Below are 18,527 nucleotides of genomic sequence, written 5' to 3' on the forward strand. Positions count from 1 at the left end.
TGTCTCCAATAGGCTTGATAGGCGACAAAACGAGCAGCAAAATGGTGGAAAGTGTCTCCAATAGGCTTGATAGGCGACAAAACGAGCAGCAAAATCGAGAAAAGTGTCCCCAATAAGCTCGATAGGGGACAAAACCAGCATCAAAATCGAGAAAAGTGTCTCCAATAGGCTTGATAGGCGACAAAACGAGCAGCAAAATGGTGAAAAGTGTCTCCAATAGGCTTGATAGGCGACAAAACGAGCAGCAAAATCGAGAAAAGTGTCCCCAAAGCTCGATAGGGGACAAAACGAGCAGCAAAATCGAGAAAAGTGTCTCCAATAAGCTCGATAGGGGACAAAACCAGCATCAAAATCGAGAAACGTGTCTCCAATAACTCTAATAACAAAGCTTATTTTTTCAAAGCTGGTTCTGTAAACTCTTTTACATTCATGACCGTTACATCCTGTACCCCTTGCACAATCTCAACCGCTTTAGACGAAGAATTTTTGGAAACCACATTTTGAACTCGAACGGAATCGGCCCGATTAGTACCTCCATAGATCTTTATACCAGCTCCTGCCTTTTTAAAATCGGAAAGGTTTATCTGGTTTAAAATAACCTTCCGGGCACGATATTGGATCGCGATTACAGGATTCCCTTTGTAGTCATAATCAGGATCTCCCAAAAGTGTAAAGTGGTTAATAACCACATTCTTATATGCGGAAACAACCAATCCTCTTGGCGTCGAGTCCACGTACAAATCCGAATAAATCGGTGCAATGGAAGCAAGATTCGTTGCTAGCAGATTATACGCTGTTTTCGACTCATTATCGGTACTTTTATGGTGGCCAATATGGCGAAAGTTAAAGGAACGGTTATCGTTTACAGAAAGATGCCCGATGATTTGCACGTTCGCAGCAGCAGAGGAATTTTCATGCGCTTTACATTCAACCCCGCCAAAGCATCTAGCCGTAGAATTATTGACGAGCATAATATCCCTTGAGCCGTCATCGATTTCAATACCATTGGAATTTGAAAATCCTCTTTCATGGGCTCGCCCGCTCGGGTCGCACATATGGGAATGAGAAATAAGGATTTTTTCACTGTGATGGGTGGTAATTCCATCGTCCCCGAAGCCGTAGCCATTCAGATTATACAGCCAAATATAGCTGCTTCCGCCCCTGGAACGATAGCCATCCCCGGCATAATTGTACAGGGTAGAGGTAATATCAAAGCAATGGAGACCAGGATTAATTGCTTCGACACCACGAACCCAGCCATACGTTACATTTGCAAACGTTAAACAGCTGGAATGATTGCCCCAGGTGGCTGTTTTCGGAACGTTACCAAGCCTCTCAACATTCCAGTCTAATGACATGCCTTTTACATAGAGATGGTGATTTCCGCGCCAATGGTTGGCGTTTGTTACAAGTCTTGTTCCTTTTGGGGCGGTTCCATGCAATTTGATGATTGTTTTCCCTTTTCCAGCCCCAACTAAACAGGTCCAGGAAGGCAAGCAGATTCCTTTTACTATAAAAATACCTTCTGGAACATTAACCTTAACTCGACCATTGCCAATGGCTTTTTTAAAAGCAGCGGTGTTATCTGTCCTGCCATCGCCTACTGCACCAAAATCAACAACATTCACTTCTCTGGTTAGATGGTCCATTAAGAGGGTGTACTCTTTATCTAGCATCTCCTTCCACTCTGGAAAAACATTTCCTTTCGAATCTACTAGAGGTTTTGATGGGGTTCTGAGCCTTGAAACGGAAGATAATGGGCGAAAAAGCACTGAAAGGATTTTTTCTGATAAAGCTTGCTTCTTTTGTGTGGGCGGAGCAGGGGGGATATTTTCCTCTGTACACTGCTGGAAAAACTCCTCTGTTTCTTGTAATGCTTTTTTCAAAGGGATCTTACCGCCATGCAGTTGAGTGAGAATTTCTGCGTTCTGTTTCGCGTTATGTTTTTTTTCTAAATAAAGCATCCAGTTTTCCCCTCCAAAATGTACTCTCATGTTTTTATTATAACCTTCAAAAAATATTCGAAACTTTTGTGAACAAGCAGGCTGCAAGATAGGAATATCGAACTAATTACTATAATACAGGAATAATATAAGAAGAGCGGGATTGAAAGGAGAGTAGGCATGATGAAGTATCAAAAAGCAGTTAGATTACTTGTGTTCGTCATTGTGTTACTATCTGTTTTTGTGTCGTCTTATGGAATCTTTTCGAATGATGGCCAAGGTTCATTTACGTTCACATCGATTTTTGGTGAAACGGTCAACATTTATGGAAAAGGCGTGTACCAGCATGACTCTGTCTCGATGGCTTTACAAGCAATTGCCCAGGATTTTATTACCTTGTTTTTAGGTGTTCCATTATTAATGCTTTCGTTCTATTTATCTAGAAAAGGTCAACTTAAAGGAAGGCTGCTTCTCTGCGGGACACTCGGATATTTTTTGTACACCTACACTTCGTATTCCTTCCTTTCCATGTACAACTCCATGTTTTTGCCAGATGTTCTACTGATGTCCGCCAGCTTCTTTGCTTTTATCCTCACGATGATGTCATTTGATATTCCAACATTACCTATATATTTTGAACAAAAGCTTCCAGTTAAATTTATTGGTGGTTTCCTGCTGTTTACTTCGTTTATATTTGGAATGATGTGGTTGGGCAAAATTGTGCCATCTCTAGAAAAGGGAACCCATCCTGCCGGCATTGATCATTATACAACATTGGTCATTCAGGCATTGGATCTTGCAATTGTCGTTCCTGCAGGAATTCTTGCTGGAATCTTGCTAATCAAAAGGAGACCCTTTGGCTATTTGCTGTCATCTGTCATTATCGTTAAAGAAATTACACTTCTTACTGCCCTTTCCACGATGATTTTTTTACAGATTTATCACGGAATTTTGGTTAGTTTTGTTATGTTGGCAATCGTTGTTTTTATAAATTTAGTGGTCATTTACTGCATGGTACTGATCTTAATCAATATGAAAAGGGCGGTGTAGTGAGAGTGAGAACCATCATTATCTATGCGACTAAGCATGGCAGTGCAGAAAATGCGGCAAGTATGTTAAAAGCCTGGTTGGAAGGAGAAATTCAGATTGTAAATATTATGCTGGAAGACGTACCAAACTTGGCGCCATATGAAAACGTAGTTCTTGGGGGATCAATCTATATGGGAAAAATTCAAAAAAAATTAGCAAAATATATGGCTGCAAATCTACCTATATTGATGAAAAAAAGGATTGGGCTTTTTATCTGTGCTGGAGAAAAGGAAGAGATAAGAAGGAGAGAGTTGGAAACAGCATTTCCTATAGAACTCTATACTCATGCCGTTTGCAAAGAAATCTTTGGCTATGAAATACATTATGATAAGCTTAATTTCATTGAAAAAAAACTTGCAAGTGCTATCCTTGGCCATAACCAAAGCTACTACAACCTATCAGAAGAAAAAATAAAAAGTTTTACCTGCCACTTCAAGTAAAGATATTCCAAAAGTGACAGGTTTCGTTTGAGGACAAGATGGCGGTTTTGTCCGTATGGAATGGACAGTTATTTGTTTTTATAACCACTCCAATTTTTAAAAATATTTAACTGCAAAATAAACGGTTAAGTCGAAATCATTATGGTACCAATGGATAATATAGAAAAAAGGACAAATACTAAACGTATGTTCGGAGGTGGAATGAATGGAGCAACAGGATTTTGAAAAAATTTATCAGGAATATAAACAGCAAAGTGAGCAACAGGCCCAATTAGAAGCAGGGAACAGTAATCCAAATGGGAAAGAGGAATTTGTTGCCGTTCGGAAAAATGATGATGGCGATATTATTGCGTTTAAAACTAGCACTGGCCGGGAATTGGATTACATCACCGCATTAGAGGATGCTAAAGCAGGAAAAATTGCGCATATTGATGTTTTTCATAAGTATGGACGATATATTATAAGAAGCGAACCGGATGGAATAAAAGAAAATAACTTGGATCAATTACCTGAGTTTTAATAGGAAAACTTCATCGCAGATAAATTGACTATTATCGCAGATAAACTTGAACTTAACGCAGATAAAAATTTAACGGCTAATAAAAAATAAAAAAATTGCCCCTAAATTGGGGCAATCTTTATTTAGTTATCTATGTGCAGCCTCATATTTATTGATTTGTTCCTCATAACTTAACGTAACGCCGATTTCATCCCAGCCGTTTAACAGCATTTGCTTAGGATAGGGAGCGATATCAAATTTGATTTCAAATCCTTCATTATCGGAAACCACTTGTTCTTCCAAGTTTACTGATAACGAGTACCCCTCCACTTCAGCCTTTTTCATAAGTGTTTGCACCTGTTCTTCACTAGCCACAATGGCAAGGATTCCATTTTTAACACAGTTGTTTTTAAAAATATCAGCATAGCTTGGGGCGATGATGACCTTAAAACCGAAATCCTGGACAGCCCACGGAGCATGCTCACGAGACGATCCACAGCCAAAGTTATCACCGGCAACCAGGATAGAGGCACCTTGATATTGAACCTTATTCAAAGGGAAATCTTCTCTTAGATTACCCTCGTCATCAAAACGCCAATGATAAAAAAGGAATTGGCCGAAGCCGCTGCGCTCAATACGCTTAAGAAATTGTTTCGGAATAATTTGGTCTGTGTCCACATTTGTCCTATTTAATGGGCAAACAAGACCAGTGTGAATGCGTAACGGTTCCATATATTATCCAACCTCCTGGGCAGTAAATTGACGGACATCGACGAAATGCCCAGCAACTGCTGCGGCAGCTGCCATTTCTGGGCTGACAAGATGAGTGCGTGCTCCGTTTCCTTGACGGCCTTCAAAATTACGGTTAGAGGTGGAAGCGCAGCGTCCGCCTGGAGGGACGATATCATCGTTCATGGCAAGACACATACTACAGCCAGCTTCACGCCATTCAAAACCTGCTTCGATAAAGACTTGATCGATTCCTTCTTTTTCGGCTGCAAGCTTAATGCTGAAGGAACCGGGTACAACAATCGCTTTAACGGATGACTTTACTTTACGACCGCGTACAACTTCAGCAGCTTTGCGTAAATCGCTTAATCTTGAATTTGTACAAGAACCAATGAAGACATGGTCAATTTCGATGCTGGAGATGGATTGGCCTGCTTCAAGACCCATATATTCAAGCGCGCGCTTGATTTCATCTTTTCCACTTGCTTTTGCAGCATCATCAGGATTTGGAACAGATGCCGTAATTGGAAGGCACATGCCTGGATTTGTTCCCCAAGTTACTTGTGGTTCTACCTCAGCAGCCTCGATTTCAACAACCGTATCATAAGTTGCTCCCTCATCTGAGGCAAGTGCACGCCATCTTTCAACGGCCTTTTCAAATTCCTCGCCCTGTGGGACATGACGTCTGCCTTTTAAGTATTCAAAGGTAGTTTCATCAGGTGTAATTAATCCCGCTCTTGCTCCGGCCTCGATGGACATATTACATACAGTCATCCGCTCCTCCATAGAAAGGTTGCGAATGGCTTCGCCAGTGTATTCCATTACATAGCCTGTACCAAACTGAACTCCAAATTTACCGATGATAGCAAGAATTAAGTCTTTTGCAGTTACTCCTGTACCAAGCTTGCCATTTACTTTCACATTTAAGGTTTTAGGAGGAGCTTGCCAAAGCGTTTGAGTTGCTAAAACATGCTCAACTTCACTTGTGCCGATACCAAATGCCAAGGCTCCAAATGCACCGTGAGTAGAGGTATGGCTGTCACCGCAGACAATGGTTTTACCAGGCTGTGTTAATCCAAGTTCCGGACCAATGACGTGTACAATCCCGTTATCAGGGTGATTGATTCCAGCAAGGGTAACACCGAATTCCTCACAGTTTTTCACTAATGTATCCATTTGAGTTTTTGAAATTGGATCTTTGATTACCTCGCGGTTGCGCGTTGGAACGTTATGATCCATTGTTGCATAGGTAAGATCCGGGCGGCGGACTTGGCGGCCGTTCATTCGTAATCCCTCAAATGCTTGAGGAGAAGTTACTTCGTGAACAAGGTGCAAATCAATATACAATAAATCAGGTTTGCCGTCTTCCTGATGTACTACATGCTGTTCCCAAATCTTTTGAATTATATTTTTTGGCTTTTGCATAATTCCCTTCCTCACGTTCTATTATTTTTAGGCGATTGTTTACCCTTTTACTGAATGTGGGTTCAGCCACAATATTTATGACCAAACCCACAACATTTCTAAATTATCAGGATTATTCATTTGTCTTTGAGAACTGTCCAGCTCCAGCGCCTAGCGACTAGTGTACTTCACTCGCCTCCCTACGATAAGTCAAGCACGAATGCGCTATTTAAAGTGCTCCTGCGCCATAGCCGGCTCGAAGAAGCTACTGTTCAGCTCGTCGCAAAGCTGCAAGATGTTATTCAGGCAGTTGCTTCGCTCTTCGTGTTTCCTTTATCTCAGTCGACTCGCTCCAGTCCTGTCGTGCGCTAAACAGGCGCTTCCGCTTTTCTTATACGTAACAGCTCATGATACACTTGGAAGCATTTTGTGATTGAATAAAATCAACAATAAGCTTCGACATTTCCCATGTGCCGACAAGGCGTCCTTCACTGATTTGCAAATCAGCCGTATGGTAGCCAGCATCAAGAACGGATTGAACAGCATCTTCAATTAATTTTGCTTCATCCTCTAAACCAAAGGAATAACGGAGTAACATGGCAGCGGATAAAATGGCTGCAAGCGGATTGGCTACACCTTTACCGGCGATGTCTGGCGCCGATCCGTGAACAGGTTCATATAAACCAACACCGTCTTCACGCAAGCTTGCAGAAGGGAGCATTCCAAGTGAACCTGTTAATACCGATGCCTCATCGCTTAAAATATCACCAAACATATTCTCAGTGACGATTACGTCAAATTGAGTTGGATTGGTAATTAACTTCATCGCTGTTGAATCGACTAAAGCATGCTCAACGACAACATCCGGATACTGAGCTTTCTTCTCTTCCACGATTTCGCGCCATAGTTTACTTGATTCAAGCACATTTGCTTTATCGACAGAAGTTAGATGCCCGCGGCGCTGCTGTGCAGCTTGGAAGGCTTTATCTACAATTCTCTCAATTTCTTTTCGAGAATAGGCAAGCGTGTCAACAACCGTTTCGCCTCCATCCCGGCGTTCGCTTGGTGTTCCAAAATACAGCCCGCCAGTTAACTCACGAACAATTAAAAGGTCACTGCCTACAACCACTTCCTCTTTAAGAGGGGAAGCATGCAGAAGATTTTTGAATCCTGTGATTGGTCTTAAGTTTGCATATAAATCAAGTTCCTTGCGAATTCCCAGCAATCCTCTTTCAGGCCGTAAATGGGAGGGATTTTGGTCCCATTTTGGACCACCAACTGCCCCTAATAAAACGGCATCTGCTTTCATACAAGCATCAATGGTTGATTGCGGCAGGGGAGTTCCGTGCAAATCAATGGCCGCTCCTCCGATATCATGGCTTTCGAAGCTGAAAGAATGATTAAATTCTTCAGCAATGGCACTTAATACATCTTTTGCAGACTCAACAACTTCCTTACCGATTCCATCACCTGGAAGCAATACAATACGTTTATTCATTAAGAGCAACCTCCTCATTTTTATTTTGACTCTAAAAGAGTTAGTTTGTAAGCGCCGCTAAAGGGCGCTTACGTTTTCAAAGTTGTCTTGGTTATGCGTTTGCTGGTTCTTTTAAGGCAATTTGTTGGTTGAAAAATACTCGGTTCACTGCGTTTAAAAAGGCTTTGCCTGCAGCTTCTAAAACATCCTGTGCCGATCCACGACCACTGACAGGCGTACCGTTAACGGTCATTTTTACGTGAACTTCAGCTAATGCATCGCGTCCTTTGCCGACAGAGCTCAAGTTAAAGTCAGTGAGATGAATTTTTTCTTCAATTAATGCTTCAAGTGTGTTATATAAGGCTTCGACGCTTCCGCTGCCAGTACGGGCTGTTTCTACCCGGTCTCCATCAGGAGTTGTAAGGGCAACTGTAGCGGTAGGTAAGTTTCCGGAACCGCTTTGAACTTGGAAAGCAACAAGCTCATATTTTTTTACATCGACAGAAGCGGTTTGAATATCAAGTAAAATCGTATATAAATCTTCATCTGTTACTTCTTTTTTCTTGTCTGTTAACTGTTTAAAGGATTGGAATGCTTCATTCAGCTTTTCTTGAGAAAGCTCAAAGCCCATTTGCTCAATTTTGTCTTTAAACGCATGGCGTCCAGAATGTTTTCCAAGGACTAAATCGTTAGATCCGACTCCAACCAATTCAGGAGTAATAATTTCATAGGTTTGAGCATTTTTTAAGACGCCATCCTGATGAATCCCTGATTCGTGGGCAAAGGCATTTTTTCCGACAACTGCTTTATTCGGAGGGACCTTCATACCTGTGAAACGGCTGACTAAGTCACTAGTCCGTTTAATTTCCTTTAAAACTAAGTTGGTTGTGTAAGGATATTTATCGCCGCGAATATTTAAAGCAACGGCAATTTCTTCTAAAGCAGCATTACCGGCACGCTCCCCGATTCCGTTAATCGTACCTTCTACCTGTGTAACCCCGTTCTCGATGGCTGCTATTGAATTGGCAACGGCCATTCCTAAGTCATCGTGACAGTGGCAGGATAATGCAGCTTTATGAATATTTGGGACATTTTCGCGAATATAGCGGAACATGCGCCCGTATTCTTCAGGGGTTGTATAACCCACTGTATCTGGAAGATTAATTACCGTTGCCCCGGCATCAATCACTTTTGTAATGATTTGAACAAGAAAATCAAGATCCGAACGAGAAGCATCCTCAGCTGACCATTCGATATGCGGAAATCTCTTCTTCGCATAAGTTACCATATCAACCGCTGTTTGCACGACTTGTTCAGGCGTTTTCATTAGTTTGTATTCCATATGAATAGGGGAGGTAGCTAGGAAAACATGCAATCTTGGTTCTGCTGCATCTTTTAAAGCATCCCACGCAATGTCAATGTCCGATTTCACTGCCCGTGCCAAGCCAGTAACTGAAGAGTTTTTAATTGTTCTGGCAATGGCTTTTACTGCTTCGAAATCACCTTGGGAGGAAGCCGGGAATCCGGCCTCCATAATGTCGACGCCAAACCGTTCTAGTTGTCTGGCAATCTCTAATTTTTCAGGCTGGTTTAAGTTCACACCAGGGGACTGTTCTCCATCACGTAGTGTTGTGTCAAAGATGTTAACGTGAACCATTTACCGCCACTTCCTTTTTCTCATTTACAGGTTTATTTTTAATAAATGGCATTAATGCACGTAGCTCGCGGCCAACCTTTTCGATTTGATGATTGTTTTCTGCACGGTTGATTGCATTAAATTGCGGGCGGTTTGTTTGGTTCTCAATGATCCAGCCTTGAGCAAATTTACCAGTTTGGATATCCTTTAATACTTCTTTCATGCGTGCTTTTGTATCTTCGTTCACTACGCGTGGTCCAGAAACGAAGTCTCCCCATTGTGCAGTGTCAGAGATTGAATAACGCATGTTTTCAAGTCCTCCTTCATATAGAAGGTCAACGATCAATTTCAATTCATGTAAACACTCAAAGTAAGCAACTTCCGGCTGGTAACCAGCTTCTACAAGTGTTTCGAAACCGGCTTTGATAAGGGCAGTAGTACCGCCGCATAGAACAGCTTGCTCACCGAATAGATCTGTTTCCGTTTCTTCTTGGAATGAAGTTTCTAATACACCTGCACGAGCTGAGCCGATACCTTTTGCATAAGCAAGAGCAAGATTACGAGCTTCGCCAGTGTAGTCTTGGTATACGGCATATAGAGCTGGTACGCCGGCACCTTCAGTGTACGTACGGCGAACTAAGTGTCCTGGTCCTTTTGGAGCTACTAGGAATACGTCTACATCTGCAGGTGGTACGATTTGTGAAAAATGAATGTTAAAACCGTGAGCAAACACTAGAGCATTACCAGGTTGTAAGTTTTCTTTAATGCTTTCTTCATAAACTTTTGGCTGCATTTCGTCTGGAAGTAAAACCATTACTACATCTGCAGCCGCAGTTGCTTCAGCAACAGATTTAACTTCTACACCATCTTCAACGGCTTTATCCCAAGACTTACCTCCGCGTAATCCTACAACGACATCAAATCCGCTTTCCTTTAGGTTAAGAGCATGTGCGTGACCTTGTGAACCATAACCGATTACTGCGATTTTCTTTCCTTGTAAAACCTCTTCTTGAATATCTCCGTTATATAATACCTTTACCATTTCTATCATCCTTCCAAGTATATTAGTTATTTTAATAGTGAATAGGTTGCTAGTTCGTTTACTTGTGGCTGATGCCCCCGTAAAAAGGCAGTCAGTCCAGTTCGAGCAATTTCTTTAATTCCATAAGGGCGAAGTAAATCAATCAATGCATCAATTTTTTCCGGCTTACCGGTAATTTGAACAGCTAAGCTATCTTTACTTACGTCAATAATCACGGCACGGAACGGATCAATAATCCCATTTATTTCACTGCGAAGCTGTGAACTGCTTGCTACTTTGATTAAGGCCAGCTCCCGTGCGACGATGGCTTTATCAGTAATATCGGAAACTTTTAACACATCAATTTGTTTATTAAGTTGTTTTGTAACCTGCTCAAGACGCTGTTCATCTTCAATTTCGACCACCAGGGTCATTTTGGAAATTCCTTCGATTTCTGTTTTTCCAACAGAAACACTTTCAATATTAAATTGACGTCTGAGCAGGAGCCCTGTGACTCGGTTGAGTACGCCGCTGCGATCCTGAACCGTAGCCGTTATAATGCGTTTCATGGTTTCACCCCAATCATTTCATGTAATCCTTTCCCAGGAGCAATCATTGGAAAGACTTTTTCCTGCTGTAACACTCGGCAATCCAGGAGAACAGGTCCATCATAAGCAAATACTTCCGGAAGTGCTGCAATGAGTTCTTCTTGAGTATCAATTCGCATTCCTCGGATGGAGTAGCTGTCAGCAAGCTTTACGAAATCTGGCTGAACGGGAAGCAGAGATTCTGAAATACGATTATCATAGAGCAATTCCTGCCACTGTCGAACCATTCCAAGGGCGCCGTTATTGACAATGATAATTTTGACCGGCAGGTTTCTTTCTTGAATAACCGATAATTCTTGAAGCGTCATTTGGAATCCGCCGTCTCCGACAATCGCTACTACTGTACTTTCCGGTGCTGCCAGCTGGGCGCCAATCGCAGCAGGGAAGCCGAAGCCCATTGTTCCAAGTCCACCGGAAGTAATCCAGCGGTGCGGGTGATTGAATGTATAGTACTGTGCAGCCCACATTTGATGCTGACCGACATCAGTTGCTACAATTGCTTCACCGTTTGTCACTTTATGAACCGCTTTAATGAGCCATTGCGGGCACATACCGTTTGGATTATGTTGATACCAAAGTGGATATTCTGCCTTATATTTTGCAAGTGTTTCCAGCCATGCCTCAATTTCAGGTGATTCAGCGGCTTCTGATAACAGTTCGGTTAATGCTTCTTTCGTATCAGATACAATCGGAATTTGTGTTGGAATATTTTTTCCGATCTCCGCAGGGTCGATGTCAATATGAGCGACCTTTGCATTTGGTGCAAAGTGCTTCAGATTACCTGTAAGTCTGTCATCGAAGCGGGCACCAAAGTTGATAAGTAAATCACATTCATATAAAGCCATATTTGCTGAATAGGTCCCGTGCATACCGCCCATTCCTTGAGATAGAGGGCTGTCAGCAGGAAAGCTTCCAAGTCCAAGCAGTGTGGTTACAACTGGCAGATTGTGTTTGGTTGCAAAAGCTGTTAGTTCAGCTGAAGCTTTTCCGTGAAGGACACCTGCACCTGCAAGTACAACCGGTTTCTTCGCTTTTGCAAGGGCAGCAGCCAATTTTTTGATTTGTAATGGATTCGGCTTTGTTGTCGGCTGGTAGCCCGGTAAATGGATTTCTACTTCTTCTTGGATCGCTTCAGGAATTCCTGATGAAATATCCTTCGGGATATCGACTACGACTGGACCCGGCCGGCCTGTAGAAGCAATATGAAATGCTTCCTTGACGATTCTTGGTAAATCAGAAATAGATTGCACCTGGTAATTATGTTTCGTAATTGGGGTCGTGATGGCAACAACATCCGCCTCTTGGAAGGCATCCGTCCCAATCACATTACGTGCAACCTGCCCGGTGAAAACAACGAGCGGTAAGGAATCCATCATGGCATCCGTAATTCCTGTAACTAAATTTGTAGCCCCGGGACCTGAAGTAGCAAGAACGACACCCGGTCTTCCAGTAATTCGTGCATAACCTTCCGCAGCATGGATCATACCTTGTTCGTGGCGGAAAAGAATGTGCTTAATTGAGCTTTGAGCCCGCCAGATCGCATCATAAATGGGTAGGACAGCACCTCCGGGATATCCAAAAATCGTGTCAACGCCTTCTTTAATTAATAAATCAATGAGAAGGTCTGCACCTGTTTGCGGTGCGGTACTAGTTTGGAATTCCGGTTTTGCTTCAACTTTCACGTCGTACTCCCTCCTTAGGGTTAATTGAATATTTTAAAAACTCAGCATACAGCTTGGTTTAAAGCCTAAATTTCTACACCATCATCATTCAAAGTAAAAAGCCCTTGTCTCTCCGAATAAACTGCAATTAAAAGAAATTAAGCAGAGTAATCGGGGAGAAAAGAGCCTTCATTTTTCTCGGTACCACCCGGTTTCACAGTATCCTTGCGAATACTGCCTTATGAAGCGATATGAAATAGAATAACGCTTCTTTTAGTAACAGGTGCCTATGATTTAGCACCCGATTGAACCTACTAGGTTTAACCCGTTCAGCCCAACACTCAGGGATGATGTCAGAATAAGTTGTATTGCCGGGCTCACAGCAACCCCGACTCTCTGAAAATACAAGATTCTTATTCCTTTATTCCCGTCATCGATTTTAAATATTCCGTTGTCAAAATGGTTTTAGTACCTTTGCTTCTCTAAGGAAGGGGAGGGGTACTAAGCAATCCCTTGGAAATTAACTAGATTAGATTTTCATGACTCCGCCTGTGTTAGCAGAGGTAACAAGCTTTGCATATTTTGCTAAATAACCAGATTTGATTTTTGGTTCTGGTTTTTGCCAAGAGCGGCGTCTTTCTGCTAATACTTCATCATCTACGAGAAGTTCAATTGAACGTTCTTGTAAATTAATTAAAATTTTGTCACCATTTTGCACGAGGGCGATTGGACCGCCTTCAGCAGCTTCCGGTGAAATATGTCCGATGGAGATACCTCGGCTTGCACCAGAGAAGCGGCCGTCTGTAATCAAGGCAACTTCCTTATCTAATCCTCTTCCAGCAATCGCGGAAGTAGGAGCAAGCATTTCCGGCATTCCCGGACCGCCTTTTGGACCTTCATAACGGATGACAACAACATGGCCTGATTGAACCGTTCCATTATTGATGTTTTCCTGCGCTTCATCCTGGGATTCAAAAACAATCGCTTCACCCAAGAATGTTTTAATGGATGGATCAACAGCGCCAACTTTGATTACACTGCCATCAGGTGCAATGTTTCCGTATAGGATGGATAGTCCGCCAACAGGGCTGTATGGATTATCTTTTGTCCGAATAACGTTTTCATTGGTAATGGTTGATTCCTTCACATTCTCTGCAAGAGTTTTTCCAGTTATTGAAAGGCAATCCTTATTAAGCGCTCCTTCAACCTTGCAAAGTTCGTTAAGAATGGCACTAACACCACCTGCCCGATGAACATCATCCATTGAATAATTAGATGCTGGCATGATTTTTGCGAGATAAGGAACCTTTTCTGCAATCTTATTAATTTCACGTAAATCGTATTCAATACCGGCTTCATGAGCGATTGCCAAGGTATGTAATACCGTATTGGTGGATCCTCCCATAGCCATATCTAGTGCGAATGCATTATCAAATGCTTCCCTTGTCATGATATCGCGCGGGCGGATATCTTGTTTCACTAATTCAATCAAATGTTTAGCAGCTTGACGAATTAATTCATGTCTTTCTTCAGAGGTTGCAACAATCGTTCCATTACCAGGAACCGTCATGCCGAGTACTTCCATTAGACAGTTCATTGAATTTGCTGTAAACATTCCTGAACAAGAACCACATGTTGGACAGGCACTTGTTTCAATTTCATATAACTCTTGCTGGGTCATTGTACCTTGATGATAGGATCCAACACCTTCGAAAACAGAAGTAAGAGATAGGTTTTCTCCAGATGATGTTTTTCCAGCTTCCATTGGACCACCTGAAACAAAAACGGATGGGACGTTCGTTCTGGCAGCTGCCATTAGCATTCCCGGAGTAATTTTGTCACAGTTTGGAATATAAAACACACCATCAAACCAGTGTGCGTTAATGACGGTTTCAGCACTATCAGCGATGATTTCCCGGCTTGGAAGGGAGTATCTCATTCCGATATGTCCCATTGCGATACCATCATCGACACCGATGGTATTAAATTCAAAAGGTATTCCGCCTGCCTCACGAATGGCTTCTTTTACAATCTCGCCGAAATGATTAAGGTGTCTGTGACCAGGGATAATATCAATATAGGAGTTACATACACCGATGAACGGCTTGTCAAGATCACTCACTTTTACCCCAGTTGCGTATAAAAGACTTCGGTGGGGAGCTCGGTCAATCCCCTTTTTAATCATATCGCTGCGCATGTTTTTCGCGCCTCCTAACTTACAATTGCGTGGTTTGCAGCAGATGGATAAGAAGCGACTCCGTCTGTTGTAACCATTCATCTAAATTCTTTTCATTCATGATGAAAAAATGGTTGTAAATGAGTTGCCATTCCCCTCCTAAATAAGGAAGGATGTAAAAGGCTGTGATCAACTTATGACTTTTGTATAAGTTTTATTGTCAGTTATCATAACTCCATTTGTATACATGGTCAACATAAAAATCTGACAATTCAAACTAATCGTAAAAGCTGATAGCGTTTACAATGTTGTAACGATAAGGAAAACCAAAGAATAAAAAAATTTAAAAAATTTTTATTTCACAATCTCTTTTGATATTTGCAGGAGAAAAGCGAGAGGAATTTATGGGGTTATACAGGAAAAAATGGCAGTTAGTGATGCATATTTCATTGTGTTTGAACTATCTATTTTTAACTTAATTATTATTTTAGAATTGTTAATTCTATTTTTTAGCAAGGTATTCATAAACCTCCCTTAAAGTTTTAAACCCCATCTCTTCAGCTCTTTTTAAATAATGGCCCCAAATTTGAGCAGTCATGATTGCGTCTCCTAGTGCATGGTGGCGGTTTTTGATCTCAATTCCACATTCTTTGCAGACCTCATCAAGCGAGATTGATTTCCATTGCGGATTGGATAAACGGATCAGAAAAGAGGTATCGATGATTCGATGGACAAATCTCAGTTTTAGGAGATCCCAGCTCCATTTTTGCATAAAGGCTTTTTCATGTTTAGAGTGATGGGCTACAAGAATATCACTTTTAATGTACTGAAAGAATTGGAGTAACACTTCTTTCCCATCGGGCGCGTTTTGTAGTTCATCATCTTGTAATTTGGTTAATATAGAAATTTCATTTGTGATGGGGAGTTCTGATTTTAAAAGGGAATAAAAGGTTTCATTCGAAATCATCGTCCCTTTCATTTTTACAGCCCCAATTGAAAGAATCCGGTCACCCTTATCAGGGGAAAAGCCCGATGTTTCCATGTCGAATACGGTAAAATCTAATTCATGTAAGGGGACATCCAAGACTTTACTGTCTTTCATTTCTCTTTGCAGGTTTCTTATAAAAGATAATTGCTGCAGATTAAGGGTTTCCTGAAATCCTGTGTAAAAATTTGAACCAAGTTTTCCTGATATTTGCCTGAAGAGTTGAATCATTTCATTCATTCTCAAGTTAATCCTCCTTGCCCACTAGCTTGATGACGGATTGAAAAAGAGTCATTCCATTTTTTATGATGTTCCTAACTTCGTTTCGTTGAACTTTGGTCAAATAGGCAATAGGTAAATAATGCCCAGCTTCATAGTCTGAGTGGTTTCCAAATAGCAGCCTGTATTCTAGTAATTTCGAAAACTGATTTTTATAGAACTCTTTGCCCTTTATTTTTAATTGACTAAGTCTTGAAAGTGTAGAAGTCTCTTGCAGATGATCTTGAATGGCCAATACTCGAACGGCATTTGCATAGGGTAAAAAAGCCATTTCTTTTAAATTGAGCTGTCCAGCATGTTTCCCGTGTGTTTCCACTAAAAGCTGTCCTAAGATGCCGATTCCTTTTTTTACATGCAAGGTATTTTTCAAAATGGCTGGCAGCAGATGATCCTCTTCAACCTTTTGAAAAACCATTGTTTTTAATTCTTGAATATAGGCAGTTTCTCCATAAAGAGACCGTCCATCCATAAAGATTAACAAATGCCGGATGCTTTCCCAAGAAGCTTCAGTCATCCAATCCAATAATTGCCGCTGCCAATCAGGATAGGATTTGCACCATAATGGATGATCCGCCATTACTCCACCTTCGCAATAGGGATATCCTGCCGTATAGAGTCCATGTGAGATTTCTTTCCCTAAGGCTAGGAAATAATCCTTTGCTGCATCACTTGGATTTTGATAGATGATTCCGTGGTCTTGATCACTCCATGTGGATTGTTCAAATCTACCCGCACTTCCCATAACAAAGAAAGAAAAAGGGGATGGGGGAGGTCCGAGGCAGTTAGTAATATGCAGGATGGCAGTATTTATGACATACTGAATGATTTCGTCATGTAAATGATTTAATTGAAAGTGATTATGATCGGTGTTGTTTATATGACTATCTCTAAAGTTTCTGATTTCTTGGAAGCTTTCGTAGATCATACTTTCCCTCCTGGCTGCAAAAACGGATATAGCGGTGCAATCCCTCTGGTTGTGAAGAGAGATTGGACACCGCACTTTTGGTAAAATATTATTCAGCTTTCAGTTTTTGTTCTGCTTTGATTAATTCGGGATAACCATAGCTTCCATGCTCGCTCATATCAAGTCCAATGATTTCTTCTTCTTCCGTTACCCGTAACCCATTCATGACCGCTTTCATAATCGCCAAAATGATAAAGGATACGATGAATGCATATGCGGCACAAGTGATAACCCCCATAGCTTGAATGCCTAATTGGTGAAAACCTCCCCCATAAAATAACCCCGGCTTTCCGACTGTGGCTAATTCCTTCGTTGCAAACAAGCCATTTGAAAGAGTTCCCCAAACCCCGGCAGTTCCGTGGACGGATAAAGCAGCAATCGGATCATCTATTTTTCTCTTTTCAAAGAATCGGATGCTATAAAAAACGAGGATTCCGGAAACAAAACCTATGACAACGGCAGCCCATGTATCAACGAAACCACAGGAAGCCGTAATGGCAACCAAGCCTGCTAAGGCACCGTTTAACATCATGGGCACATCTGCTTTTCCCATTACCAGCCATGAAATAATCATGGCTGCAACGGTCCCGGCAGCAGCACCCAAGTTTGTATTTAGAGCTACGAATCCAAAGAATGCTTTGTCTGCGGACAGGGTGCTGCCGGCATTAAATCCAAACCAGCCTACCCATAAAAGAAGTACACTTAATGCGGTAAATACCTGATTATGGCCTGCAAGATTGTTGGCTGAGCCATCTTTATTATATTTTCCAATCCGTGGTTTCAAAAGGATCGTTGCGGCAAGTGCTGCCATGGCCCCGGTTAAATGGACGACTGTTGAACCGGCGAAATCTTGTTTTCCGTGTTCTGCCAACCAACCGCCGCCCCAAATCCAATGGGCGATAGGCGGATAAACCAGTACGGAAAAAAGGACAGCAAATACAAGATAGGCAGCTAATTTTGCCCGTTCAGCAAAACCGCCAAAGGCAATGGTTAAAGAAATACCGGCAAAAGCTAATTGGAACATGAAGAATACGGAGCCGGAAAGAGATAATCCTTTGATTTCATAACCAGAGTAGAAAAAATCTGCAAGACCAATGATTTCATTTCCTTTTCCAAAGGCTAACCCATATCCTACAGCCCAAAATAGGATGGAGCTAAGGCTAAAGGTAAGGATGGTTTTCCCGGCAATATGCCCGGCATTTTTCATTCGGGTTGATCCGGTTTCAAGAAGGATAAAACCTCCAATCATAAGGATGACAAGAACTGAACCCACCATCACCCATAAACTGTTTAATAAAAACGAAGTATCCATGAAATCTCCCCCTCGTAAGGTATGTTAATTTTGTTAACATTGACTATATTTGTATTTTTGCATGGATGGGAGATTGATTTCTATAACTATGTAAGGTTATCTAACATAGTTTTTTTATTAATGTAAGATTTTAAATGCAAGAGGCTGACCAGGGGGCTTGCGCTTTTCTTACGAGAACGGGCACTATGAGCCCGCGATAATGCCCGTTCTTATTGATTTTATAGGAGAACGGGCACTATGAGCCCGCGATAATGCCCGTTTTTATTGATTTTATAGGAGAACGGGCACTATGAGCCCGCGATAA

15 protein-coding genes are annotated in these 18,527 nt (G+C 41.7%); 3 read left to right on the forward strand and 12 right to left on the reverse strand.

The genetic code is table 11. The features are described 5' to 3' along the window. Positions 1-389: 389 nt before the first annotated feature. Positions 390-1,964, reverse strand: coding sequence for a glycosyl hydrolase family 28-related protein (locus J2Y67_RS26380; RefSeq protein ID WP_310178970.1), 1,575 nt, complete (start codon positions 1,962-1,964; stop codon positions 390-392). A 162-nt stretch (positions 1,965-2,126) separates the two neighbouring features. Here J2Y67_RS26380 and J2Y67_RS26385 point away from each other — a divergent pair, with 162 nt between their 5' ends. The 3 genes from J2Y67_RS26385 to J2Y67_RS26395 all read left to right on the forward strand — a co-directional run bounded on the left by J2Y67_RS26385 (position 2,127) and on the right by J2Y67_RS26395 (position 3,992). Continuing rightward, the gene (locus tag J2Y67_RS26385) at positions 2,127-2,993 is read left to right on the forward strand and encodes a hypothetical protein (RefSeq protein WP_310178972.1); all 867 of its coding nucleotides are present in this window, start codon (positions 2,127-2,129) and stop codon (positions 2,991-2,993) included. Positions 2,994-2,998: 5 nt separating this feature from the next. Next, a complete protein-coding gene (locus J2Y67_RS26390; protein WP_310178974.1) occupies positions 2,999-3,472 on the forward strand; it encodes a flavodoxin domain-containing protein in 474 nt (157 codons plus the stop codon). 205 nt (positions 3,473-3,677) lie between these two features. Then, positions 3,678-3,992: a DUF3892 domain-containing protein gene (locus J2Y67_RS26395; protein ID WP_310178978.1), complete on the forward strand. Its 315-nt coding sequence runs from the start codon at positions 3,678-3,680 to the stop codon at positions 3,990-3,992. Positions 3,993-4,118: 126 nt separating this feature from the next. On the opposite strand, the gene leuD is transcribed toward J2Y67_RS26395, so the two are convergent. The 11 genes from leuD to J2Y67_RS26450 form a co-directional block, all read right to left on the reverse strand. Further along, entirely contained in the window at positions 4,119-4,703 is a 585-nt protein-coding gene (gene leuD, locus J2Y67_RS26400) for a 3-isopropylmalate dehydratase small subunit (protein ID WP_310178981.1), read from the reverse strand. A 3-nt stretch (positions 4,704-4,706) separates the two neighbouring features. Continuing rightward, positions 4,707-6,125, reverse strand: a complete 1,419-nt coding sequence (gene leuC, locus J2Y67_RS26405) for a 3-isopropylmalate dehydratase large subunit (RefSeq protein WP_310178983.1) — start codon at positions 6,123-6,125, stop codon at positions 4,707-4,709. Positions 6,126-6,495: 370 nt separating this feature from the next. Next, complete coding sequence (gene leuB, locus J2Y67_RS26410; RefSeq protein WP_310178984.1) at positions 6,496-7,602, reverse strand: 3-isopropylmalate dehydrogenase; 1,107 nt, start codon at positions 7,600-7,602, stop codon at positions 6,496-6,498. Positions 7,603-7,693: 91 nt separating this feature from the next. Further along, on the reverse strand, positions 7,694-9,238 hold the full coding sequence (locus tag J2Y67_RS26415; protein ID WP_310178986.1) for a 2-isopropylmalate synthase: 1,545 nt from the start codon (positions 9,236-9,238) through the stop codon (positions 7,694-7,696). Then, positions 9,225-10,259: a ketol-acid reductoisomerase gene (gene ilvC, locus J2Y67_RS26420; RefSeq protein ID WP_310178989.1), complete on the reverse strand. Its 1,035-nt coding sequence runs from the start codon at positions 10,257-10,259 to the stop codon at positions 9,225-9,227. Before ilvC ends, J2Y67_RS26415 begins: the two co-directional genes overlap by 14 nt. Before the next feature lie 26 nt (positions 10,260-10,285). After that, positions 10,286-10,807: an acetolactate synthase small subunit gene (gene ilvN / locus J2Y67_RS26425; RefSeq protein ID WP_310178991.1), complete on the reverse strand. Its 522-nt coding sequence runs from the start codon at positions 10,805-10,807 to the stop codon at positions 10,286-10,288. Beyond that, positions 10,804-12,528, reverse strand: a complete 1,725-nt coding sequence (ilvB, locus tag J2Y67_RS26430; RefSeq protein WP_310178993.1) for an acetolactate synthase large subunit — start codon at positions 12,526-12,528, stop codon at positions 10,804-10,806. The genes ilvN and ilvB overlap by 4 nt, the downstream gene beginning before the upstream one ends. Positions 12,529-13,036: 508 nt before the next feature. Next, on the reverse strand, positions 13,037-14,704 hold the full coding sequence (gene ilvD / locus J2Y67_RS26435) for a dihydroxy-acid dehydratase (RefSeq protein ID WP_310178995.1): 1,668 nt from the start codon (positions 14,702-14,704) through the stop codon (positions 13,037-13,039). Between the two features lie 481 nt (positions 14,705-15,185). Beyond that, the gene (locus J2Y67_RS26440; protein ID WP_310179000.1) at positions 15,186-15,908 is read right to left on the reverse strand and encodes an exonuclease domain-containing protein; all 723 of its coding nucleotides are present in this window, start codon (positions 15,906-15,908) and stop codon (positions 15,186-15,188) included. A 7-nt stretch (positions 15,909-15,915) separates the two neighbouring features. Then, positions 15,916-16,872, reverse strand: a complete 957-nt coding sequence (locus J2Y67_RS26445; RefSeq protein WP_310178997.1) for a DUF294 nucleotidyltransferase-like domain-containing protein — start codon at positions 16,870-16,872, stop codon at positions 15,916-15,918. 88 nt (positions 16,873-16,960) lie between these two features. Continuing rightward, the gene (locus J2Y67_RS26450) at positions 16,961-18,223 is read right to left on the reverse strand and encodes an ammonium transporter (RefSeq protein ID WP_310178999.1); all 1,263 of its coding nucleotides are present in this window, start codon (positions 18,221-18,223) and stop codon (positions 16,961-16,963) included. Positions 18,224-18,527 lie beyond the last annotated feature (304 nt).

Origin of the sequence: Neobacillus niacini (genome assembly GCF_031456445.1) — a bacterium.
GTDB lineage: Bacteria > Bacillota > Bacilli > Bacillales > Cytobacillaceae > Neobacillus > Neobacillus niacini_I.

Coding starts and splice junctions, on each gene's coding strand:
- J2Y67_RS26380 (WP_310178970.1), bottom strand. CDS start 1,964: ATGCTTTATTTAGAAAAAAAACATAACGCGAAACAGAACGCAGAAATT.
- J2Y67_RS26385 (WP_310178972.1), top strand. CDS start 2,127: ATGAAGTATCAAAAAGCAGTTAGATTACTTGTGTTCGTCATTGTGTTA.
- J2Y67_RS26395 (WP_310178978.1), top strand. CDS start 3,678: ATGGAGCAACAGGATTTTGAAAAAATTTATCAGGAATATAAACAGCAA.
- leuD (WP_310178981.1), bottom strand. CDS start 4,703: ATGGAACCGTTACGCATTCACACTGGTCTTGTTTGCCCATTAAATAGG.
- leuC (WP_310178983.1), bottom strand. CDS start 6,125: ATGCAAAAGCCAAAAAATATAATTCAAAAGATTTGGGAACAGCATGTA.
- leuB (WP_310178984.1), bottom strand. CDS start 7,602: ATGAATAAACGTATTGTATTGCTTCCAGGTGATGGAATCGGTAAGGAA.
- J2Y67_RS26415 (WP_310178986.1), bottom strand. CDS start 9,238: ATGGTTCACGTTAACATCTTTGACACAACACTACGTGATGGAGAACAG.
- ilvC (WP_310178989.1), bottom strand. CDS start 10,259: ATGGTAAAGGTATTATATAACGGAGATATTCAAGAAGAGGTTTTACAA.
- ilvN (WP_310178991.1), bottom strand. CDS start 10,807: ATGAAACGCATTATAACGGCTACGGTTCAGGATCGCAGCGGCGTACTC.
- ilvD (WP_310178995.1), bottom strand. CDS start 14,704: ATGCGCAGCGATATGATTAAAAAGGGGATTGACCGAGCTCCCCACCGA.
- J2Y67_RS26440 (WP_310179000.1), bottom strand. CDS start 15,908: ATGAATGAAATGATTCAACTCTTCAGGCAAATATCAGGAAAACTTGGT.
- J2Y67_RS26445 (WP_310178997.1), bottom strand. CDS start 16,872: ATGATCTACGAAAGCTTCCAAGAAATCAGAAACTTTAGAGATAGTCAT.
- J2Y67_RS26450 (WP_310178999.1), bottom strand. CDS start 18,223: ATGGATACTTCGTTTTTATTAAACAGTTTATGGGTGATGGTGGGTTCA.